We start from the raw sequence: 22,063 nt of genomic DNA on the forward strand, positions 1-22,063 counted from the left end.
CCTTTTTTCATGTTTTAGGCTCTTGTCGCATGCTGCACTTGCGCCTACCTGCGCATCTTGCAACGATACAAATACGAGTTTCAGAACCGCTTGATCAGGAGAGTTGATTGACCCCTAGCGACCAGACCACGAACGACGATGTTCACACCGGTGATGATGTGTCTGAATCATTGCTCGCATTCCCTGACAATTACCTGCTGATTGACCTATGTGGTGAATTTGACCGCAATCTCGCGACCCTCGAAGATCGGCTATCGGTTCAGATTATCCGGCGCGGCAACGAACTTGCGGTGATCGGTGAAGAAGAGCCGCGCAAGAACGCAATTGATGTGCTGAAATCGCTATACGGGCGGCTTGAGGCGGGCAAATCGTTGGAAGACGGCGACATTGACCGCGAATTGCGGATGGGTCCGGCAGAGGTGCGCGGCGCAGAACCGGGTGATCAGAAAGAACTGTTCAAAGGCGTCAGCGGGGCACGCGTCGAAATCAAGACGCGCAAGAAACTGGTTGAACCACGTACAGAAGCGCAAAAGGCCTATGTGCGGTCTTTGTTCGACAAAGAACTCGCCTTCGGGATCGGGCCTGCGGGGACAGGTAAAACCTACCTTGCTGTCGCGGTCGCGGTGAACATGTACATCAACGGAGAAGTCGACCGGATCATCCTGTCGCGGCCAGCGGTCGAAGCGGGCGAAAAGCTTGGGTATCTACCGGGCGATATGAAAGACAAAGTCGATCCGTACATGCAGCCGCTTTATGATGCGCTGAATGACTTCTTGCCGGGTAAGCAAACCGCGAAGCTGATCGAAGAGAAACGGATCGAAATCGCACCTTTGGCGTTCATGCGGGGCCGGACGTTGTCGCGGGCGTTTGTTGTGCTGGACGAAGCACAAAACGCGACGCCGATGCAGATGAAAATGTTCCTGACGCGCTTGGGCGAAGGATCGCGGATGGTCATCACTGGTGACCGAACCCAGATCGATTTGCCGCGTGGGGTGACGTCTGGCTTGTGGGATGCCGAACGGTTGTTGAAAACAATCCCGAAGATCAGCTTCAACTACTTCACCTCAAAAGATGTCGTGCGCCACCCGCTGGTTGCAGCGATCATCGAAGCCTACGAAGCAGACGATCCCAAGTGATCTGGTTTTACCGCGAAAAATCGAGCTGCGATCGTGACCGTTGATTGCGTGATCGAAGATCCGCGCTGGGCGGATCTTGAAGCTGTGGCTGAATTGGCATCGAACGCGGCGCTGGCTCACTTGGGGCTCGATCCGTCCGCGTTCGAAATCAGCCTGCTTGCTTGCGACGACGCACGTATCGCAGTGCTGAACGCAGACTTCCGCGAAAAGGCGAAACCCACGAACGTGCTCAGCTGGCCATCTGATGAACGCGCCGCTGAAGTGCAGGGCGAAATGCCAACGCTGCCGACCCCGGGGCCTGATAGCGAACTGGGCGATATCGCAATTGCCTATGACACTTGCGCGCGCGAAGCCGATGAACAGGAAAAGCCTTTCAAGGACCATGTGACCCATCTGATTGTTCACGGAACCTTACATCTTTTGGGTTTCGATCACGAAAATGAGCCGGATGCCGCCCTTATGGAAGGTTTAGAGACGGAAATCCTTGGCAATTTGGGGTTAGCTGACCCATATAGGGAATAACCCGCGTATTTGGGTGTGTTTAAGGCAAGGATGAATGGGCGACACAACGGACGGCTCCTCTAACGCGGCGCAACGCGCGCTGGGTGAGGAAAGTGAAGAAATGAACCGCGGCTTTATTGGCCGTTTCTTTGATGCCTTTAGTGGTCCGGGCGATACGCCTGAGTCAGACACGGACAAGCCGCATCTGATATATCCACAACCGGCCATGCCTGGGATGCGGAACCTACGGTCCATGCGGGTCGAAGATGTCGCAATTCCGAAGTCGGACATCGTGGCAGTACCAATCACGCATTCCCAAAGCGATCTGATGGACGTGTTCCGCGAAAGCGGACTGACACGGCTGCCCGTCTTTGACGGCACGCTTGATACGCCGCTTGGCAACGTGAACATGAAAGACTTCGCGCTGGCGTATGGTTTCCAACAGGATGCCGGTGCATTTGATCTTCGCAAAATCCTGCGGCCATTGTTGTTCGTGCCGCCATCCATGCCGTTGGGCGTTTTGCTGCAGAAGATGCAGCAGGAACGCAAACACATGGCGTTGGTGATCGATGAATACGGCGGGACCGACGGGCTTGTCACAATCGAAGATCTGATCGAACAGGTCGTTGGCGCGATTGAAGACGAACATGACCACGAGGAAGAAAAACAATGGGTGCAGGAAAGCCCCGGTGTTTATTCTGCGCTCGCAAAGACACAGCTTGAACCGTTTGAATCCGAGATCGGGATCGTCCTGACGGCCCACGACGAGATTGACGAAGAAGAAATCGACACGCTCGGCGGGTTGGTCTTCATGTTGTCTGGTCATGTGCCTGCACGCGGTGAAATCGTAAGCCACCCAGACGGAATCGAATTCGAAGTTGTCGATGCTGACCCGCGCCGGATCAAACGGCTGCGCGTGCGATTGCCTGATGCCGTAGATGGCTAACGCGATGGCGATGCGCTTTGCCGGTCTTGGCTGGCGGTTGCGCGGGCTTTGTCTTGCGTTGCTTGGTGTGTTGATCGGCCTTGGTCACGCGCCCTTTGATCTTTGGTTCATCAGTATCGCCGCACTTGCGGTGGCCTTTGTACTGATGCGCAACGCGCCCGATGTACGGACAGCGCTTTGGCACGGCTGGGCGCTGGGCCTTGGCTATTTCGGCTTTTCACTGCGCTGGATCATTTCGCCGTTCCTCGTTCATGTGGAACGTGACGGATGGATGGCGCCGTTTGCGCTGGTCCTGATGGCTGCGGGCTTTGCCTTTTTCTGGATGCTGGCGGCAGGGCTTAGTCGCAGGTTCTACAATGGCGGCATGATCAGCCTTGGTTTGTTGATCGTCGGGGTCGAAGCCTTGCGGTCGTTGATCCTAACCGGATTTCCGTGGGCGCTACTTGGGCATGTTTTGCTCGAAGTTCCCATGGTGTCCGAATTTGCCGCACTCGGTGGTCCGCATTTGCTATCGCTGACGGTCGTTACGCTTGCGTTGAGTTGCGCGGCCTTTGGGACAGAACGATACGGTGCGAGTTTCTTGGGAATAGGGATCATCGCGATCCTTGTGTTTGGTTTCGGCATCACCCGCTTCAACACCGCCCCGCGCGACAGCAGCACTATCGTCCGCCTCATCCAGCCAAACGCCCCGCAAGACGAAAAATGGGACATCGACAAACGCCACATCTTCTTTGAACGGATGATTGGATACACTGGCGAAGGCGACGTGCCTGATCTGATCGTCTGGCCCGAAAGTTCAATACCGACGCTGCTGAACTACGCGGATAGCGAACTCGAAGCGGTCGCAGATGCGGCGCGCGGTGCGCCTCTGATTGTCGGCGTGAACAGGGCCGAAGGCGGTCTGTACCACAACAGTTTCATTCTGCTGGGGCGCGGCGGCGTGATTGACGCTTTCTATGACAAACAGCACCTTGTGCCTTTCGGCGAATATGTGCCCGGTGGTGATTTGCTACACGAATTGGGTGTTCAAGGTTTCGGGTCGTCCTACGGCGGTGGGTTCACCCCCGGACAAGGCCGCCGCACGATTGACGTGCCCGGCATCGGGCCAATCCGGCCCCTGATCTGCTACGAAGGCATTTTTGCGGAAGAAGTCGGCGGAACGGACGTACGACCGCGCGCGCTCGTTCTCATCACGAATGATGCGTGGTTCGGCAAAGACGCAGGGCCATTCCAACATCTCGCGCAGGCCCGATTGCGGGCAATCGAACAGGGTATCCCGATGATCCGCGTCGCAAACACAGGCGTCAGTGCGATGATTGATCCATACGGTCAGATCACGGCATCAATCCCGATGAATACGAAAGGTTTCCTTGATGTCGCTCTGCCCCATGTCCGCCCGCCGACTCCTTACAGCAGGTATGGCGACTATCCGGTCTTGGTGTTGCTTTTTGCCGCTTTGTGCGTCCTGACTTTGCGTCGCCGACAATTTTAGTTGACCCTAGGGGGGGAGAGGCCTAGGTCCAATGCTAGCCTGCCACAACGGCTTCCTGACGTGGCAGATTGATTTAATGGAGCACTATCTCATGGCCAGACAAGACTATATTTTCACTTCGGAATCCGTTTCCGAAGGGCATCCTGACAAGGTTTGCGACCGTATTTCAGATTCCATTCTGGATGCGTTCCTTGCAGAAGAACCAGAGGCGCGGGTCGCCTGTGAGACATTCGCAACGACAAACCGTGTCGTTGTTGGCGGCGAGGTTGGCCTGTCCGATCAAAGCAAGCTGACAGAATACATGGGTCAGGTTGAAGGCATCGTGCGCGGCGCCATCAAAGACATCGGCTACGAGCAAGACAAATTCCACCACGCAACGTGCAAGGTCACAAACCTTCTGCACGAACAATCCGCGCATATCGCGCAGGGTGTCGATGCGGCTGTGGACAAGGAAGAAGGCGCTGGCGACCAAGGGATCATGTTTGGTTACGCCACAACTGAAACCGAAGAACTGATGCCGGCCCCGATCCAGTATTCCCACGCAATCCTGCGGCGTTTGGCCGAAGTGCGTAAAGACGGGACCGAACCAACATTGCGCCCTGACGCGAAAAGTCAGGTGTCTTTGCGCTACGCTGGCGGTAAACCGGTTGAAGTCACATCCATCGTTCTGTCCACGCAGCATTCCGATGAAACGCAAACAAGCGACGACATCCGTGCGATCGTCGAACCCTACATCCGCGACGTGCTGCCTGACGGTCTAATCACGCCAGAAACCAAATGGTGGGTGAACCCGACAGGGATCTTCGTCATCGGTGGTCCTGACGGCGACGCGGGCCTGACAGGTCGCAAAATCATCGTGGACACATACGGTGGTGCGGCCCCGCATGGTGGCGGTGCGTTTTCTGGCAAAGACCCGACCAAAGTTGACCGCTCTGCCGCCTACGTGTCGCGCTATCTCGCGAAAAACGTTGTGGCTGCTGGTATGGCTGAAAAATGTACGATCCAGCTCTCCTATGCGATTGGTGTGGCCAAACCGCTGTCGATCTACGCGAACTTGCATGGCACCGGTGAAGTCCACGAGACGGAGATCGAAAAAGCCATCGCCGAAGTGATGGACCTAACACCACGCGGTATTCGCGAACACCTGCAACTGAACCGCCCGATCTACGCACGGACAGCGGCCTACGGTCACTTTGGCCGCGCACCGGATGCAGATGGTGGGTTCTCGTGGGAAAAAACCGATCTGGTTGATGCCCTGAAAGCTGCTGTTTAAGCCGCAATTACACGAGACGAATATCAGGGCAGATTGCGCAAGCGGTCTGCCCTTGTTACATCGCAGCCCATGACACAAGACAAACACCCCTCCGGCGCCCCATGGCGCAACTTCTATGGTCGCTTCAAAGGGAAAACCATGCGGTCGTCCCAGCAAGAATATCTTGATGAGGACCTCGCCGCATTGTCACCGGGTGCTGTCGACTGGGATGTAAACCCGGACCGGACCCCGATTGATCTGAACGCTTTGTTTGGCGACAAAGAAATCTGGCTCGAAATCGGTTTTGGCGGCGGTGAACATATGGTGCATATGGCCGCGACATATCCGGATATCGGCTTGATCGGCTGCGAACCGTACCTGAATGGTGTGGCGATGCTGCTTGGTAAAATTCGCAAGGCTGGCGTGTCGAACCTCGCGGTGCATCCGGGTGATGCACGTGATCTGTTTGACGTGTTGCCGCCGGAATCGATTTCCAAGGTGTTCCTGAACTACCCTGATCCGTGGCCCAAAAAGCGCCACCACCGTCGGCGGTTTGTAACGCAAGAACATCTCGTGCCCTTGCACGGTGTCCTGAAACCGGGCGCTGAATTTCGTGTGGCCACTGACATCAAAGACTACGTGCGCCAGACGATGGAAGAAGTGCCGAAGGCCGGTTTCACATGGACCGCTGAAGGTCCAGAAGACTGGCGCGTCGCTTGGGACGACTGGCATTCCACCCGTTACGAGCAAAAAGCGATCCGCGAAGACCGGACGCCACACTATATGACGTTCCGCCGGAATTGATGGCGGGAGCCTCCGGCGGGGATATTTGAAGCCAAAAGAAACAACGCGTTATGGACCCAATGGGCGACCTAAGGTAGACGCGACTGATACTTAATACGGAGCGCAGCATGTCTGGCCACGGTACACCCATTCCAATGACTTCCCGCCCATGTGGGCCTTTGACGGGCGAGGCCAATGTTCCGGGTGACAAGTCGATCTCGCATCGGTCGTTGATCTTGGGCGCATTGTCAGTCGGTGAAACCCGCATCACAGGGTTGCTGGAAGGCGAAGACGTGTTGGATACCGCGAAAGCCATGCGTGCCTTTGGCGCAGAGGTCACAGATCACGGCGGCGGCGAATGGTCCGTTCACGGCGTGGGTGTCGGCGGTTTTGCCGAACCTGAACAGGTGATCGACTGCGGGAATTCCGGCACTGGCGTTCGGCTGATCATGGGGGCGATGGCGACCAGCCCGATCACCGTAACGTTCACGGGCGATGCGTCGTTGAACAGTCGTCCGATGGGCCGCGTTACCGATCCCCTGGCCCTGTTTGGCACGCAGACTGTTGGCCGCACTGGTGGCCGCTTGCCGATGACTTTGGTCGGTGCTGCTGATCCATTGCCTGTGCGTTACGTTGTGCCGGTGCCATCCGCCCAAGTAAAATCCGCCGTTCTGCTGGCGGGGCTCAACGCCCCCGGCCAGACTGTCGTGATCGAAAAAGAAGCAACCCGCGATCACACTGAACGAATGCTTGCAGGTTTCGGCGCTGAACTGACTGTTGAAGAAACGGATGAAGGGCGCGTCATCACGCTGACCGGCCAGCCGGAACTGAAACCGCAGGATATCGTCGTGCCGCGCGATCCGTCTTCTGCCGCGTTCCCTGTCTGTGCGGCGATCATCACGCCGGGGTCCGACGTGCTTGTCCCGAACATTGGACTGAACCCGACCCGTGCGGGCCTGTTCACCACGCTGCAGGAAATGGGCGCAGACCTGACGTATGAGAATATGCGCGAAGAAGGCGGCGAACCCGTTGCTGACCTGCGTGCGAAATTCTCGCCGAACCTCAAAGGGATCGCTGTGCCGCCTGCACGTGCGGCCAGCATGATCGACGAATACCCAGTGTTGTCGGTCGTTGCATCCTTCGCAGAAGGCGTGACCGACATGCAGGGCGTGAAAGAATTGCGCGTGAAGGAAAGCGACCGGATCGACGCAATGGCCAAAGGCCTGCGTGCTGCTGGCGTGACTGTTGATGAAGGCGATGACTGGTGGAAAGTCACTGGTCTGGGCCACGGCAACGTGCCGGGCGGTGTCACGGTGGCCAGCGTGCTGGATCACCGGATTGCGATGGCGTTTATGGTCTTGGGCATGGCGTCGAACAAACCGATGACCGTGGATGACGGATCGCCGATTGCGACGTCGTTCCCGATTTTTGAAAGCCTGATGGGCGCACTTGGCGCACAGCTGGTCCGGTCAAACGCATGACGTTTACGGTCGCGATCGATGGGCCTGCTGCAGCTGGCAAAGGCACGATTTCCAAGGCGGTTGCAGCCCATTTTGGGTTTGCCCACTTGGACACTGGCCTGTTGTACCGCGCAGTTGGTGCAAAGGTGATCGCAGGATTAGCACCGATTGACGCGGCCCAGACGCTTGATCCGTCCGATCTGGAAGACGACAGTCTGCGCACAGCTGCCGTGGCACAAGCGGCAAGCGAAGTCGCCGTGATCCCTGAAGTTCGCGCCGCGTTGGTCGATTTTCAACGCACGTTCGCCGCACGCGATGGCGGGGCTGTCTTGGACGGCCGTGATATCGGCACCGTGATTTGCCATGATGCGGATGTGAAACTGTTCGTCACGGCATCTGCGGCCTGTCGTGCTGAACGGCGCTATAAAGAATTGGCTGGCAAAGGCCACGATGTGACGCCCGCAGGCGTGCTTGCCGATGTGCAGGAACGCGATAAGCGTGACAGTGAACGTGCTGCAGCACCGATGGTCGCGGCTGACGATGCGACTTTGATCGACACGTCCGATATGTCGATTGAACAGGCCGTTGCCGCTGCAATCTCGGCTGTGGACACAGCCCGTCACAATTGATCACAGTCATTTTGGTCGCCAGCGTGACAATATCTGGCTAGCCTTTGGATAACCCGAAGGAGACCCCGATGTTTCGCGCCATGATCACAGCTGCATTGCTGACCGCCACGCCGCTTGCCGCCCAAGAGGCGGAACCGCATATGACGATGGAACGCTTGGCCGAAATCGTGCTGGTTCTGGACGAAGATGCGAATGTTACCCCCAATGGTCTGGAATTCGTCATTGATGATGTGCCTGTCCTGATCGTCGCCGATGTCCGCGCGAACCGGATGCGTGCAATGGTGCCGATTTCGTCTGTCGAAGGCATGACATCCGAAGAAATGGAACGCGTCTTGCAAGCCAATTTCGACAGCGCACTTGATGCCCGTTACGCGATTGCGATGGGGCGGTTGTGGGGCGTCTTCATCCATCCGCTTCGTGAATTGGAACGTGATCAGCTGATTTCGGGCATCGCCCAGACCGTCAACGTGGCCCAGACCTACGGCAGTCTTTACACCTCAGGTGCTGCGCAATTCGGGGCAGGGGATAGTTCTGGGCTTCAGGCGCAGTTGCTCGAAGAATTGCTTGAAAAAGGCCAAGACATCTAGCCGCGCCACCAGTGTTGCAGATGTAGCCAGCCTGTAAACGGAACGATGGCCCACAGCACGACACCCGCAATATGATCGGCAAGATTTGCGTTGGCCTGAAACGTCGCGATAGCCTGCAAATGGGGCGTATCGAACAGGCCGTCGATGACCCATTGCGACGGTAAGCCTTCAAAGATGAATTGGTAAAAGGTGTAAAAAACCTGCGGCGATACCGTGAGGATTACACCAAAGACCAACATACCGATTGCAATATCGAACAAGGCCCATGCTGTGCCGGACACCTGTGTCTTGAGGGATAAAATGATCCGCGTCTTGACCGCAAACAGCCAAAACACGCCCGCCATCCCAAATAGACTAATGCTAAGAACGCCCGCGCGCCCCGCGATGCCAAGTGTCCAGTAACTGTCGTCAGGATAACCTGCTGCGATCATGGGCCAAATCCCCGCGGCGGCGATGCCGACACCGATCATGCAGGCAATCACCCCGATGAATAACCGCCACAGGTTCGGCGATTTGTCACGGGTCAGCAGCCAAAAGCCTGCAAACCAGATCAGCGCCAATCCTGTGGAAAGGGCGGTCACGCAGGGTCGTACATCACCAGTGGCATGGTGTTGCCCAAGAAATAACGGACCGCATCAACGTAATCGAAGACCAGCGAAATCCCGATAATGACAATCATGAAGGTCAGAATACGTTTCGGCCATGTCGGGAAATCGTCACGCCGATTTTGCATGATCAGGTAAACGATCAAAGGGGTCCACATGATGATATGCGGCAGGCCAAGCAATTTCACATAGCCCATCTGCTTATACATGTAATCGATTGCAAACGCAGCGATCAGGCTGGCGACAATCGAAATGATCCCGATCATGCGGGTCTTGCTCCAGAAGATCAAAACCACTGGCGCAACGAACCCGCCCAGCATCAAGAGCGGCAACCAGACCCGCAACCACGAAGGTCCAAATTCGGCCATTGCTTCATTAAGTGTCATTGCGCTGCTCCTGATTTCCACGTGCACAATCACTGCTGGAATGTTGGGCGGCTTGCAAGTTTTTACGTAAACTTTTGTACGACCCACCATCGGTAGAGCCTTTGTTTACAGGTTGCTCGTAAGCCTACGTCGCAGTGAAAACAAAAGGAATATTGAGATGGCTTTTTCAAAAATGGGCAATGTCTTGACCAAAGCGACGGGTGCGGTCGCGATCGTCATGCTGGCGGGTTGCTTAGGCGGCTCCAACGGGGGCACCACGGGCCAGCCTCAAGATATCGTGGATAATCTACCTGAAGAAATCATTCCAATCGTTATCGAAAATGAAGACGAAATTCGCGACATCATTGATACGGAATTGGACGGTGATCTACAGGAACAAGCGGACGAGATTGTTGATCTCATCGTCGCAGTGACGACCACGACTGTTGCAGTGACCAGCGTAACAACGGCTGCCGCTACGGATTAAGGCATAGGGCCTGTCACCGCGTTACAAAAAAACGCAGTGGCAGGCGCCGTCACCATATCACGCAGCCTGCTCAGCGGTGTCGGGGGGGGTGACGTCAATCGAAAAGGCCGGCACCCAATCGTGCAATTCGCGGTCCGGCAAAATCAGCGACGCAACGCTTTGCGTCGTACGCAAACATCCCCGACCAAAAGGGTAAAGCACGTCTTCTGTCGGGTCGTTATGCGTACGTCGGGAATATGCGTAGTTAAGCTGACATCCCGCAGGCACCGGACCAGCACAGGTCAATGTCAGATGACCATCTGCGGTTGGGGTGATTGATTGGACGAAATCGGCGGCTTGGCCAGTGACCTCAAATCCATCGGTAAATCGCGGTGCAGGGACGCATTCGCGGTCAATGACGGTCGTTGCAGGGGTGCGTAGCTGCACATGAATAGAACATCCGTCGGTGGTCGCCGATATCGGCGCGATAGGCGCGGTCGGCATTTGCCCATTGTGAATGCGGGCGGCGCATCGACCAACTTGTTCGCCTGTAAGCACTTTGCCAGTTGCATCCAAATGCGCGGAATCGAAAAGCGGCATCGCATAATTGGCGTTGGCAAACGCGGCATTCGGACGAATATCAGCGATATCTTTGATACCTAACCGGTTTTCCCACGCGTTTCCGTTGTGCATTGGTGCGGTACCGGACGCTTGGGTCAAAAGCCATGTCGTTGGAATGCCAAGATCATTTGCCGCGTCGTCGATGATATCCATCATCTGGGTCAGCAGCGCGATGTACTCCGCGCGGGGCGTGTTGCGGTCGGCCTCACCGTGGTAAAACGGGATGAACATATGATGAATGGGTTGTCCCATTTCGTCCGCGGCAGCGGCCATTTGTTGAATATCCGCGATCATGCTCAACATCAAAATGGATGCTGTACCGTCATGTTCGCGAAAGATGCCTTCGATAACGCGGTCACGGTGGATTCGACCGACAAGGGGTCTGCCACCTTTTGCACCGCTGCGGACGATGACTTGGCCAATGTTGGCGTCGTTCGCGTCGTGCAGAAAACGGACTGCGGTTGCGACGCCGCTGGACTGGCATTTGGGATCAAATCCATAGGACGGCACAAACCCATCGATCACTTTGGTGCGGGGGCGCCCCATGACACCGCGAAACCCGAAACCGTCATTGGGCAACACGATCCGTGGGTCATCCAAGATCGGTTGGTCGAATGCGGGTCCAGCGTTGTGACAATCGGCGTTGGATTGTCCGAAGGACATGAAAAGAATGCTGTGCGTCATAGCGCGATGTTAGGCCTGACATTTGGGGCATGAGTTAGGCGAAGATTTGAAAAAATCGGATGCGGATGTGGGGCTGCGGTTCAATACATCAACACTTTTTCACCTTTCAGTTGTGTTGTGACCCGCGAATGGATATCCGACATCTGTTTACAAGTATTAAACTAACTGAATTTGGAGTGTGTTTTGTTGAAACCTACGTTGGCGACTATCTGCTTTTTTGCCTTGATCAGCTGTGGTGGCGCGCAAACAAAACCGGTGATCGATGACGTCGATGTGCTGACCGTTATCCGCATTGATGATACCCACACTCCGATTAGCCCCGAAGAACCGAATGTCGGGCAATCTCAACCTGATCCGGTTGATAGGATTCCGCCCGAATTGCCTACATTGGGTCTCGTCGCGGACGAAGATACCTCCGGCTACTATTATCCGGTAGATGTCGAACCGGTCGCCGATACTGGGATTAGCGCCATCGTCTTTTCGGAATCCGGATTGATTGTTCTGCCGAAGACTTTGATCAATAATTCCCTGAATGATCCGGGCGCTATTCAGGATCTTTTGCTGCGTGGCCTAGGTGAAAGCTTCCCGCAGGCCGCGAACTGGACCTTCCGTGCGCTCAATAACTCCGATGAAATCTCGTGGGTTCTGTGGTGGCGCTACGGGTTCTATGTGCCAAACTATTCCCCATACGGCGTCATTGTTGTCGGCGACGAAGATGCGTTCTTAGGTCAACTTTACGAAGCCATCTTTGGTGATCCACTGGAACCCGACACTGGTACATACGACATGATCTCTGACATTGTGACGGCAAGCTCTTCAGTCACCACAACCAGCAGCAGCCATTAACGCAGGCTTTTGGCGGCGTGACAGATCAAAAGCAGCGATCAGGCTGCTTTTGACTTGGCCTCATTGCGGACGCCAATCGTAAAGCCGGGCACCCACCGCAACAACTGTTCGCCGGGTAGAACAAGCGACGCACCAATCCATGCTTCACGCAAACAGCCGCGCCCGAAGGGGTAGGATGTGTCTTCTGTCGGATCAGCATGGGTGCGCGACGCGAATGCGTAGTTCAGTGTAAACTGCGCAGGCAGCGGACCGGAACAGGTCAGACGAAGTGCGCCGTCTTCTGTCACCTCGACGGCCTCCACGAAATCCGCCGCTTGGCCCATTACCTGAAAGCCAAAGTTGCATCTAGGCTGCGGAAAACGGGTGCGGTCGATCTCTAATTTGGGTGCGCCGCGGAACGTGACGGTAATTGTGTTATCCGATGCAGTCACGTGATCCGGACGGATGTGCGGCACATATCGGCCATTGTCGATTGCAGCGGCCTGCATCCCGATTAATTCACCTGCCATGACTTTGCTGCGGGCATTCAGGTGGGCGGCGTCAGCCAATTCGTATCCGTAATTTGCAATCACGCAGGACGCGTTTTCGCGCGTATCCGCGATATCCTGGATGGCCATACGGTTCTGCCACGCGTTGCCGGCATGGGTTGGCGAAGTACCAGACGGTTGGGCCATTAACCAATGAACGGGTAGGTCCATATCGGCAAATGCCTGATCGACGTAGTCCATCATCGCGGTCAATTCCGCGAGATAGACCGCGTAGGGGGTGCTTTTGTCTGCTTCGCCATGCAAAAACGGGATCATCACACGGGAAACAGGACGGCGTTTGCGTGCCGCGATGTCAATAATATCGCGGGCCTGTGATAGATAACTGTCGAGGATAAATGAAATTTCGCCGGTCGCACTGCGGAAAATGCCATCAATGTCGCGGTCGCCCTTCTTGACCCCCAATAAGGCGCGTCCACCTTTGGCTCCGCTGCGAATAATCACCTGTTCGATGTCATGATCACGGCGATGCTTCAAATACCGGACCGCGGCAGGCAAAGCTAAGGATTGGATGCGCATGTCCCGACCGTAGGCTTTTTGAAAGCCGGTCATCGGACGTTTGGGTGCACGCCCATGTGTGCCGCGAAAGCCATGACCGTCGTTCGGAACCACGACTCGGTCGTCGTCCAGAAAATCGCTGGTAAAGGCAGGACCAGCATCATGGTGGTCCGCGTTCGATTGGCCGTAAGGCATCATTAGTAAACTACTCGTCATAGGTGTTCAGATAAGACGGAACGCAGCCTAGGGGAATGCTGCCCCGACGGAAATGAAACGGGCAGGACGCGAAACCGGCGGAATGTGACCTGCATGCAACCCCAACGAATTTGCACCGCGGCCCTTGCTATTAACGCAAACTCGGCCTATACGCCGCCTTGTCTAAGCGTCGAAACAGGCGCGGATATGAGACTCGAGCAGGGTTGGTTTGCGCCAGCCCTGTTGTTTTATGTTCGAAACAAACGTTTGGACCAAACCGAAACCCAAGACCGGCGGACACAACCGCTTGGCCCACACAGTACTAAACGTTAGGAAAACGACGCCTCATGGCTAACACAATGGAAGAGTTTGAAGCACTCTTGAACGAAAGCTTCGAAATGGACACACCGAGCGAAGGCTCAGTTGTCAAAGGCAAGGTTATCGCGATCGAAGCGGGCCAAGCTATCATCGACGTCGGCTACAAAATGGAAGGCCGCGTTGATCTGAAAGAATTCGCAAACCCTGGTGAAGAAGCTGAACTGGCTGCTGGCGACACTGTTGAAGTGTTCCTGCGTCAAGTTGAGAACGCCCGTGGCGAAGCTGTTATCTCTCGTGAGATGGCGCGCCGCGAAGAAGCTTGGGATCGTCTGGAAAAAGCATATGCTGACGAAGAACGCGTCGATGGCGCAATCTTTGGCCGCGTAAAGGGTGGTTTCACTGTAGATCTGGGCGGCGCTGTTGCGTTCCTTCCGGGTTCTCAGGTTGACGTACGCCCAGTACGCGATGCGGGCCCATTGATGGGTCTTAAGCAGCCATTCCAGATTCTGAAAATGGACCGTCGTCGTGGCAACATCGTTGTATCCCGTCGTGCCATCCTCGAAGAATCACGTGCTGAGCAGCGCGCTGAAGTCATCGGCAACCTGACTGAAGGTCAGGAAGTTGACGGCGTGGTTAAGAACATCACTGAATATGGTGCGTTCGTTGACCTTGGCGGTGTTGACGGCTTGCTGCACGTGACAGACATGGCTTGGCGCCGTGTGAACCACCCATCCGAGATTCTCACAATCGGTGAGACAATCAAGGTTCAGGTGATCAAGATCAACAAAGAGACACACCGTATCTCCCTCGGCATGAAGCAGCTGCAGGACGATCCGTGGAACGCTGTTGAAGCCAAGTACACAATGGAATCTGTCCACACTGGTCGCGTGACCAACATCACTGACTACGGCGCATTCGTTGAGCTGGAACCAGGTGTTGAAGGTCTTGTGCACGTTTCTGAAATGTCTTGGACAAAGAAAAACGTACACCCAGGCAAAATCGTTTCTACTTCGCAAGAAGTTGAAGTCATGGTTCTGGAAATCGATTCAGCCAAGCGTCGCGTTTCCCTTGGTCTCAAGCAGACACAGCGCAACCCATGGGAAGTCTTCGCAGAACAGTTCCCTGAGGGCACTGAAGTTGAAGGCGAAGTCAAAAACATCACCGAATTCGGTCTGTTTGTTGGCCTCGAAGGCGACATCGACGGCATGGTTCACCTGTCCGACCTGACATGGGAAGGCCGCGGCGAAGACGTCATCGGCGATTTCCGCAAGGGCGACATCGTGAAAGCCAAGGTTGCTGAAGTTGACGTTGAGAAAGAGCGCATCTCGCTCTCTATCAAAGCGCTCGACGGCGACCCATTCGCTGAAACAATCGGCGGCACAAAGCGCGGTTCGATCATCACTGTTGAAGTGACTAAGATCGAAGAAGGCGGCATCGAAGTTGACTATGAAGGCATGAAATCCTTCATCCGTCGTTCCGACCTGTCCCGTGACCGTGCAGAACAGCGTCCAGAGCGTTTCGGCGTTGGTGATAAGGTCGACGTTCGCGTCACCAACATCGACTCCAAGACACGCAAACTGGGTCTGTCCATCAAAGCACGTGAAATTGCTGAAGAAAAAGAAGCAGTTGAGCAGTTCGGTTCTTCCGACTCCGGCGCTTCCTTGGGCGATATCCTTGGTGCAGCATTGAAGGGCGGCGACGAGTAATCGTTACCCCTTAAGACTTGAAGAAGGCCTCGCAAGCAATTGCGGGGCCTTTTTTGTGCGTAGCGTCAGGCGCTGGAACAATTGACTGACGGGCAATCGTTGTTAGGTGTCTTGTCTGTCACAAGATCGGGGACCCAGATGACTTTACCAGATACGATGTTCGGCGTTGTTATGACGGGGCATGGCGGTCCCGAAATGCTGGAATGGCGCGATGATTTGCCAACGCCAAAACCGGCAGCGGGCGACGTAGTCATCCGCGTGGCGGCCGCTGGCGTGAATAACACCGACATCAACACGCGCATCGGTTGGTACGCAAAAGAAGGCGCAGATGACGCATCTTGGTCCGACACGCCGCTTGGTTTCCCACGCGTTCAGGGCGCAGACGTCTGCGGCGAAATCGTTGCGGTCGGTGCGGATGTCGATCCGGCGCGGATCGGCGAACGGGTCCTGATCGAACCTTGTATCCACGTGGCAAATGGCGAAACAAAATCGCCGCCATGGTACTTCGGGTCTGAATGCGACGGCGGGTTTGCAGAATTTACCAAGGTCGACGCCCGTTACGCCCATCCCGTGAAAACGGACATGACCGATATCGAACTGGCGTCCTTCCCATGTTCCTACTCGACAGCTGAAAACATGCTGACGCGTGCGGCTGTGAAATCAGGCGACACCGTTCTCGTAACCGGTGCATCGGGCGGCGTCGGGTCCGCAGCTGTGCAATTGGCAAAGGCGCGCGGGGCAGAGGTGATCGCAATCACGTCTGCTGCGAAGGCAGATGCGCTGAAAAAACTGGGTGCCAAACAAACGTTGGACCGCAAGGACGATCTGATCGCGACACTCGGCAAAGATGCCGTGGACGTTGTGATCGACCTTGTTGCGGGGCCGTCGTGGCCTGCTTTGCTTGACGTGTTGCGCCCGAAAGGCCGGTATGCGGTTTCGGGTGCCATCGCGGGGCCAATGGTGACGCTGGATGTCCGGACGCTCTACCTGAAAGACCTCAGTTTCTTTGGCTGTACCGTGATCGAACCAGAGGTGTTCGGGAACTTGGTCAAGCGGATCGAAAACGGGGACATCGCGCCATTGGTCGCGCAAACTTACCCGCTGCGTGACATCGGTCAGGCGCAGGAAGACTTTCAAGACAAAGGTCACATCGGCAAATTTGTTCTGAACGTATCTGGCTAAGTGGATCGCGCCCCGCCCGCAAAGGCGAGGCGCTGTTTCTTAGAACTTCATGTGCCCCATGGTGATCAGGTCAATCTTGAACTGTTGCGCATGATCCTGAGGCGGCAGACCAATGTCTGCCCGCATCCGGTCGCTCAAACCGTCAACGCCGGGCTGCTTTTCAACTGCAAGGTCCGGTGGGCGGGTTCGCTTGAACAGCCTTGCGACAGTTGCCAAAACCACCTTTTTGATGCCGAATTCGGCAACCAGATCGTCGATGATCTCTTGTGGTGTTGGTGTTTTGATAGGAAGTGCATTCATTGTCGTCACGTTTTCCGGCCGCGCACGTGCGAAACCGTTCCTTTACTGATGAAGATCCGGTCGGCAAACGGCAGACAAACTGCGGCAGCCAATAAGGGGATCAAATTGTTAAGTTTTGGGATGGGATGGCACGAAATGCCGAGGCGGCTTTAAGCGCGAGAACCTGCGCCTGACGGAGTCATAGCCACTGCAAAATTCGCCCAAAGGGTATGTAAGCGTTCGAAATTGTACATGCGACACCCTCCTTAGGTTGTGTGGTTGCAGTGCGGTATGCGTAGTGGAGGAGCGGATTCGATCAAGGGTCTCAGTTCGATCAATCGCATGACCCATCCGTATTGTTGCCAAAACGCAACACTTCAAGCATCCCAAAAACACTGCGAAATCGGCAGGGACATTCCCCGAAACACTGTTCCAGACCTGCGAATCGGGGACCTATGCGCCAACGTGACTTGCCTTATGATGCTCAAAACACCGGAAAATATGTAATTTGATGTGGCTCAGGCAGGGCTGAACCCGCCAATCAGGTGTATTTTCATACAATTTCCCCGCGTCGGTGTATTCCGTGAACAGAATTTTGCGGCTACAGTCATCGGAAAGCAGGAATAGACCTGCGGATACTGCCTGACTGCCTTTGGGGGGCCACTGCCATGATCCGATCCGAATTGATCCAAAAGATCGCTGACGAAAATCCGCATCTTTACCAACGTGATGTCGAAAAAATTGTGAATACAATTTTCGAAGAGATTACCGATGCGATGTCTAATGGCGATCGGGTCGAACTGCGCGGATTTGGCGCATTTTCGGTAAAGAAACGTGATCAGAGAATAGGCCGGAACCCTCGTACCGGTGAATCGGTTGAGGTAGAAGAAAAGCACGTGCCTTTCTTTAAGACCGGTAAACTCCTGCGCGACCGTCTCAACGGCGGCTGAAAGTAAACAACTGATGAAAACGATCCGTTATGCCTTTTGGGCACTCGTTGCCCTTGTTCTGATCCTTGTTGGGCTGGCCAACCGTGACTTTGTGACGGTCCGCGCGATGCCACCAGCGTTGGCTGATATGTTGGCGATTTCGCCAGACGTGTCGCTGCCGATGTTCATCATCATTTTCATCAGCGTCGGCGTTGGTCTTTTGATCGGTTTCTTCTGGGAATGGATCCGCGAACACCGCATTCGCGTCGAGGGCCGCAAGAAGGCCCGCGAAGTGCACCAGCTGAAGCGCGAAGTTGATACGCTGAAAACGGAAAAAGCGGGCGGCAATCAAGATGATGTGCTTGCTCTGCTCGAAGGCCCGACCGGCAAAGCCTGATGCCTACTGACACTCGTGTAAAGATTTGCGGCCTGCGCGATCAGGCCATGATGGATGCTGCCGTGACGGCAGGGGCTCATTATGTGGGGCTTGTTTTCTTTCCGAAATCGCCGCGCAACGTCAGTATTGCCCAAGCCGCACCATTAGCGCAATCCGCGCCCATCGGAATTGCGAAGGTCGGGTTAGTCGTTAATCCCGACAATGCCTTGCTCGATGCGATCCTTGCAGATGTGCCGCTTGATGTCCTGCAACTCCACGGGTTTGAAACGCCAGAACGTGTCGCAGAAGTGCGTGCGCGTTATGGTCTGCCAGTCATGAAAGCGGTTGGCGTTGCTGATGCTGACGATCTGCCTGCGCTCGATGATTACGCACAGGCCGCCGACATGTTGCTGGTCGATGCAAAGCCGCCAAAAAACGCTGATCTGCCGGGCGGCAACGGCCTGTCATTTGACTGGACCCTGATTGCAAACCGCAGGTGGCCGACGCCATGGATGCTTGCTGGTGGGTTAACACCTGACAACGTGTCCGAAGCAGTGGCGCTGACCAAAGCGCCACAAGTTGATGTGTCATCAGGTGTGGAAACGGCACCGGGCGAAAAATCAGCCGACCTAATCAGCGCATTTGTCGCTGCGGCTACTCGCTGATCTCGTCGACCGCATAATCACGCAAGACATCAATCGGGACGATTTCTAACGCACGCACATGCGTAGCGTGAAGATTCACGCGCGGCGCGCAGCCTTCTTCGTGGGCTTGCAGGAAACGCGACGCACACAGGCACCAACCATCGCCTGCCTTTAACCCCGTAAAACCGAATTCAGGGCGTGGCGTGCTTAGGTCGTTGCCCACATATTTGGAAAACGCGAGAAATTCGTCGGTCATCACTGCGCAAACTGTGTGGCTGCCCTGATCTGCAGCGCAGGTGTCACAGGCGCCATTGCGAAAATAACCCGTCACGGGATCAAGCGAGCAGGTCTGCAACGTGCTGCCGAGGACGTTGAATGACGGGTCTTTCTCCATATCAGTCTAGGCTTTCTGCGATGGCGCGGAACATGTCTTCGTTTTGACGGTTCACGCCTGCGAAACGGAAATTGCGGTCACTGGCATTCAACACAATGACAACGTTCCTCGGTTGGTCGATGTAGATGTACTGACCGTAAATGCCGCGCGCCATGAACTGCCCCGGGGTCGCACTCACAGGAATCCACCACTGATAACCATATCCGGTATTTCCGGGGGCGGTATTCGCGGATGGCACGGTAGAGGCGGCGATCCAGTCAGCAGGGACAATTTGCTGGCCTTGCCACTGACCATTCTGCGCAATCATTTGTCCAAAGCGGGCATAATCACGTGTCGTGATATTCAGGCCACCCAAGACAAATGCGACGTCGTAACCGTCGACCAAGTAAGTCGGCTCTGCCTCGAACCCAAGCGGCGCGATGATCTTTTCGCTCAACAGATCAGGGATCGTGCGACCGGTCGCACCACGGATCACCATGCCCAAAATATGGGTATCAATCGACACATATTGCCATTGCTGACCTGCGGGCGCAAAGGTTTCGGTCAGCCCTTCAGCAAACCCGTCCATCGATCCACCTAGCGCAAGGATACGCCCCATGCGGTTAATGTCGCTGCTGAATTTCAGGTAATCTTCGTCAAAGGTGACGCCGGACGACATTTGCAATACGTCTTTGATCGTCGCGCCATCGTATGCTGAACCGATCAAGCTTGGTACATACTGGGTAACCGGCGCATCAATGGTTTCGATCGTGCCTTCATCCACCAACACGCCCATTAAAGCTGAAAGAAAGCTTTTTGCGACGGACCACGAAATCCGCAAATCGTTCGCATCGGTGTCTTGGTAGTAATCCTCGAACACCACTTGCCCGTCTTTGAGAACAAGCAGGGCGGTGACGTTACGATCTGTGATGAACGTATCGATTTCTGCGGGCAGCGTGGCTGTCGATCCTGCGGGCAGTTCACTGACAGGCCCTTCGCCGCGCGATACGGGAACTGTCAAAAATGCAGCGCCCATATTCGAGAAATTGTTGGTGATGTCGTCTTCGGAAAACAGGCTTTGAACGGCCATCAAACGACCGATTTCTTCGTATTTCACGGCGCAGCCCGCCAATGCTGCCAGAACAACTGCGGCGGCGATGCGACGATACTTCATTTGAAACGATCCATCAGCTTTTGCATTTGGGTGCGGGTATCTTCGGGTTCCGGCGCGGGGGCGGGCTTGGCCTTCTCAGGCTTGGGTTTTGTTGTGGACGACCGCGGTGGGGCTACGCGCAAGGCCACCGCATTCAGGAACTTGCCACTGTCGCCCGCGACCAAATGATCAATGCCGTCGGAAATACCGCGCATTTCGTCGTCCAGCCAATCCTGATCAGCCTTCGCAAAGTCACGCAGCACAAAGCCGGGCACCGCGTCTTTATGACCAGGGTGTCCAACACCAAGCCGAACACGGTCATAGTCGGGTCCGATATGGCTGTGGATGGACCGCAATCCGTTATGGCCCGCATGTCCGCCGCCCGTTTTGACGCGCACTTTTGCAGGGGCTAGATCAATTTCGTCGTGAAAGACGATCACATCCGCAGGGTCGAGCTTGTGAAACCGCATGGCTTCACCGACCGATTGACCGGACAGGTTCATAAAGGTTTCAGGCTTCAGCAGGATAACCTTGTCGCTTCCAAACCGACCTTCAGAGACTTGACCCTGAAATTTCGACCGCCACGGGCTGAACCCGTGATCAGATGCAATGCGATCCAGCGCCATAAACCCGATGTTATGACGGTTGCCTGCGTATTTTGTGCCGGGATTACCAAGGCCAACGATAAGTTTCATGCAGGTATCTTAATGGTGCAATGCGGGGGCCTCAAGCGACCTCTGACGTGACGCGGCGGCGGGAGCCTCCGGCGGGGATTTAGAAAACGTCAAAGAAACAAAAAGGGCGTCCGCATAAGGACGCCCTTTGAAATCGTAAAAGTCGGGAAGATTACTCTTCGCCGCCCTCAGCTGCTGCTTCTGGTGCTTCAGCTTCGCCTTCTTCTTCGTCGTCCGCGCTAACAGTCTTAGGCGCAGAAATCGCAGCGATTGTGAATTCACGGTCGATAACCGGCTTGGAACCTTCTGGCCAAGTCACGCTATCGGATGTGATCACGTCGCCGATGTTGGCTTCGGACAGATCGATGTCGATGCTTTCCGGAATGTTGTTGGCTGTCACGCGCAGCTCAATCTCAGTCCGGTTGATTGTCAGCATGCCGCCAGCAGGGGCGTAAGGTGCGTTTTCTGCGTTGATGAAGTTCACACCAACAAACAGGTTCACCTTAGATGTCTGACGCAGACGCATGAAATCAACGTGGATCGGCAGATCCTTAACAACGTCACGCTGAACGCCACGGCAGATGACGCGGACGTCTTCTTGACCTTCGACTTTCAGGTTGAACAAAGTCGCCAAGAAGCGACCTTTGCGCAGACGTGTCAGCAGTTTGTTGAAGTCGAGGTTGATCGCAACAGGATCAGCACCGCCACCATAAACAACACCAGGCACCATGCCTTCGCGACGTGCTGAGCGGGCGGCCCCCTTGCCTGTCCCCGCGCGAGCCGTAGCTTCGAGATCTGGAATGTTTCCAGCCATAAGA

25 protein-coding genes and 1 riboswitch are annotated in these 22,063 nt (G+C 55.4%); of the genes, 16 read left to right on the forward strand and 9 right to left on the reverse strand.

The genetic code is table 11. From position 1 onward, the window contains the following. Positions 1-107 precede the first annotated feature (107 nt). The 9 genes from AC0L7R_RS03095 (at position 108) to AC0L7R_RS03135 (ending at position 8,786) form a co-directional block, all read left to right on the forward strand. Positions 108-1,136, forward strand: a complete 1,029-nt coding sequence (locus AC0L7R_RS03095; protein ID WP_247129666.1) for a PhoH family protein — start codon at positions 108-110, stop codon at positions 1,134-1,136. A gap of 33 nt (positions 1,137-1,169) precedes the next feature. After that, positions 1,170-1,658 (forward strand): rRNA maturation RNase YbeY, encoded by a 489-nt coding sequence (ybeY, locus tag AC0L7R_RS03100; RefSeq protein WP_473658740.1) that lies wholly within the window; start codon positions 1,170-1,172, stop codon positions 1,656-1,658. Between the two features lie 34 nt (positions 1,659-1,692). Then, positions 1,693-2,583, forward strand: coding sequence for a hemolysin family protein (locus AC0L7R_RS03105; RefSeq protein WP_348108220.1), 891 nt, complete (start codon positions 1,693-1,695; stop codon positions 2,581-2,583). Beyond that, a complete protein-coding gene (lnt, locus tag AC0L7R_RS03110; RefSeq protein WP_473658741.1) occupies positions 2,576-4,075 on the forward strand; it encodes an apolipoprotein N-acyltransferase in 1,500 nt (499 codons plus the stop codon). Before AC0L7R_RS03105 ends, lnt begins: the two co-directional genes overlap by 8 nt. A gap of 36 nt (positions 4,076-4,111) precedes the next feature. Further along, a riboswitch (SAM-SAH riboswitch) is annotated at positions 4,112-4,159 on the forward strand. Positions 4,160-4,166: 7 nt separating this feature from the next. Next, positions 4,167-5,348, forward strand: coding sequence for a methionine adenosyltransferase (metK, locus tag AC0L7R_RS03115; protein WP_473658742.1), 1,182 nt, complete (start codon positions 4,167-4,169; stop codon positions 5,346-5,348). A gap of 69 nt (positions 5,349-5,417) precedes the next feature. Beyond that, positions 5,418-6,131 (forward strand): tRNA (guanosine(46)-N7)-methyltransferase TrmB, encoded by a 714-nt coding sequence (gene trmB, locus AC0L7R_RS03120; RefSeq protein WP_473658743.1) that lies wholly within the window; start codon positions 5,418-5,420, stop codon positions 6,129-6,131. A 107-nt stretch (positions 6,132-6,238) separates the two neighbouring features. Next, the gene (aroA, locus tag AC0L7R_RS03125) at positions 6,239-7,591 is read left to right on the forward strand and encodes a 3-phosphoshikimate 1-carboxyvinyltransferase (RefSeq protein WP_473658744.1); all 1,353 of its coding nucleotides are present in this window, start codon (positions 6,239-6,241) and stop codon (positions 7,589-7,591) included. Beyond that, positions 7,588-8,199 (forward strand): (d)CMP kinase, encoded by a 612-nt coding sequence (locus AC0L7R_RS03130; protein ID WP_473658745.1) that lies wholly within the window; start codon positions 7,588-7,590, stop codon positions 8,197-8,199. The genes aroA and AC0L7R_RS03130 overlap by 4 nt, the downstream gene beginning before the upstream one ends. A 68-nt stretch (positions 8,200-8,267) precedes the next feature. Continuing rightward, positions 8,268-8,786: a hypothetical protein gene (locus AC0L7R_RS03135; protein ID WP_348108013.1), complete on the forward strand. Its 519-nt coding sequence runs from the start codon at positions 8,268-8,270 to the stop codon at positions 8,784-8,786. Here the strand turns inward: AC0L7R_RS03135 and AC0L7R_RS03140 are convergent. Together AC0L7R_RS03140 and AC0L7R_RS03145 are read right to left on the reverse strand one after the other, a co-directional pair. After that, positions 8,783-9,367: a hypothetical protein gene (locus AC0L7R_RS03140; RefSeq protein ID WP_473658746.1), complete on the reverse strand. Its 585-nt coding sequence runs from the start codon at positions 9,365-9,367 to the stop codon at positions 8,783-8,785. The two genes, AC0L7R_RS03135 and AC0L7R_RS03140, sit on opposite strands and share 4 nt — an antisense overlap. After that, a complete protein-coding gene (locus AC0L7R_RS03145; RefSeq protein ID WP_473658747.1) occupies positions 9,364-9,777 on the reverse strand; it encodes a hypothetical protein in 414 nt (137 codons plus the stop codon). Before AC0L7R_RS03145 ends, AC0L7R_RS03140 begins: the two co-directional genes overlap by 4 nt. A 157-nt stretch (positions 9,778-9,934) precedes the next feature. Here AC0L7R_RS03145 and AC0L7R_RS03150 point away from each other — a divergent pair, with 157 nt between their 5' ends. Continuing rightward, on the forward strand, positions 9,935-10,243 hold the full coding sequence (locus tag AC0L7R_RS03150) for a hypothetical protein (RefSeq protein ID WP_473658748.1): 309 nt from the start codon (positions 9,935-9,937) through the stop codon (positions 10,241-10,243). Between the two features lie 57 nt (positions 10,244-10,300). Here the strand turns inward: AC0L7R_RS03150 and AC0L7R_RS03155 are convergent, their stop codons facing one another. Next, entirely contained in the window at positions 10,301-11,506 is a 1,206-nt protein-coding gene (locus AC0L7R_RS03155) for a hypothetical protein (RefSeq protein WP_473658749.1), read from the reverse strand. A 276-nt stretch (positions 11,507-11,782) separates the two neighbouring features. Between AC0L7R_RS03155 and AC0L7R_RS03160 the strand changes: the two genes are divergently transcribed. Next, entirely contained in the window at positions 11,783-12,373 is a 591-nt protein-coding gene (locus AC0L7R_RS03160) for a hypothetical protein (RefSeq protein ID WP_473658750.1), read from the forward strand. 38 nt (positions 12,374-12,411) lie between these two features. Here the strand turns inward: AC0L7R_RS03160 and AC0L7R_RS03165 are convergent, their stop codons facing one another. Further along, positions 12,412-13,632, reverse strand: a complete 1,221-nt coding sequence (locus AC0L7R_RS03165; RefSeq protein WP_473658751.1) for a hypothetical protein — start codon at positions 13,630-13,632, stop codon at positions 12,412-12,414. 338 nt (positions 13,633-13,970) lie between these two features. Between AC0L7R_RS03165 and rpsA the strand changes: the two genes are divergently transcribed. Beyond that, positions 13,971-15,635, forward strand: a complete 1,665-nt coding sequence (rpsA, locus tag AC0L7R_RS03170; protein ID WP_247129701.1) for a 30S ribosomal protein S1 — start codon at positions 13,971-13,973, stop codon at positions 15,633-15,635. Between the two features lie 138 nt (positions 15,636-15,773). Then, positions 15,774-16,817 carry a zinc-binding dehydrogenase gene (locus AC0L7R_RS03175; RefSeq protein WP_473658752.1) on the forward strand — a complete coding sequence of 348 codons (1,044 nt, stop codon included), beginning with the start codon at positions 15,774-15,776 and terminating at the stop codon, positions 16,815-16,817. 39 nt (positions 16,818-16,856) lie between these two features. On the opposite strand, the gene AC0L7R_RS03180 is transcribed toward AC0L7R_RS03175, so the two are convergent. Continuing rightward, positions 16,857-17,117: a hypothetical protein gene (locus AC0L7R_RS03180; protein ID WP_247129681.1), complete on the reverse strand. Its 261-nt coding sequence runs from the start codon at positions 17,115-17,117 to the stop codon at positions 16,857-16,859. A gap of 647 nt (positions 17,118-17,764) precedes the next feature. Between AC0L7R_RS03180 and ihfB the strand changes: the two genes are divergently transcribed. Genes ihfB through AC0L7R_RS03195 form a run of 3 tightly spaced genes read left to right on the forward strand, consistent with a single transcriptional unit; the run spans position 17,765 to position 19,066 of the window. Beyond that, positions 17,765-18,046 (forward strand): integration host factor subunit beta, encoded by a 282-nt coding sequence (gene ihfB, locus AC0L7R_RS03185; RefSeq protein ID WP_247129682.1) that lies wholly within the window; start codon positions 17,765-17,767, stop codon positions 18,044-18,046. A gap of 13 nt (positions 18,047-18,059) precedes the next feature. Continuing rightward, on the forward strand, positions 18,060-18,422 hold the full coding sequence (locus tag AC0L7R_RS03190; RefSeq protein ID WP_247129683.1) for a LapA family protein: 363 nt from the start codon (positions 18,060-18,062) through the stop codon (positions 18,420-18,422). Then, positions 18,422-19,066 (forward strand): phosphoribosylanthranilate isomerase, encoded by a 645-nt coding sequence (locus AC0L7R_RS03195; RefSeq protein ID WP_473658753.1) that lies wholly within the window; start codon positions 18,422-18,424, stop codon positions 19,064-19,066. The genes AC0L7R_RS03190 and AC0L7R_RS03195 overlap by 1 nt, the downstream gene beginning before the upstream one ends. Here the strand turns inward: AC0L7R_RS03195 and AC0L7R_RS03200 are convergent. From AC0L7R_RS03200 to AC0L7R_RS03215, 4 genes are all read right to left on the reverse strand, one after another. Further along, positions 19,056-19,439, reverse strand: coding sequence for a DUF2237 family protein (locus tag AC0L7R_RS03200; protein WP_473658754.1), 384 nt, complete (start codon positions 19,437-19,439; stop codon positions 19,056-19,058). The genes AC0L7R_RS03195 and AC0L7R_RS03200 overlap by 11 nt on opposite strands. A 1-nt stretch (position 19,440) precedes the next feature. Further along, positions 19,441-20,592, reverse strand: coding sequence for a serine hydrolase (locus AC0L7R_RS03205; protein WP_473658755.1), 1,152 nt, complete (start codon positions 20,590-20,592; stop codon positions 19,441-19,443). After that, complete coding sequence (gene pth, locus AC0L7R_RS03210; RefSeq protein WP_473658756.1) at positions 20,589-21,266, reverse strand: aminoacyl-tRNA hydrolase; 678 nt, start codon at positions 21,264-21,266, stop codon at positions 20,589-20,591. The genes AC0L7R_RS03205 and pth overlap by 4 nt, the downstream gene beginning before the upstream one ends. Before the next feature lie 151 nt (positions 21,267-21,417). Further along, positions 21,418-22,059, reverse strand: a complete 642-nt coding sequence (locus tag AC0L7R_RS03215) for a 50S ribosomal protein L25/general stress protein Ctc (protein WP_348108000.1) — start codon at positions 22,057-22,059, stop codon at positions 21,418-21,420. Between the last annotated feature and the right edge of the window lie 4 nt (positions 22,060-22,063).

It is taken from the genome of Yoonia sp. D2-7, assembly GCF_055809435.1.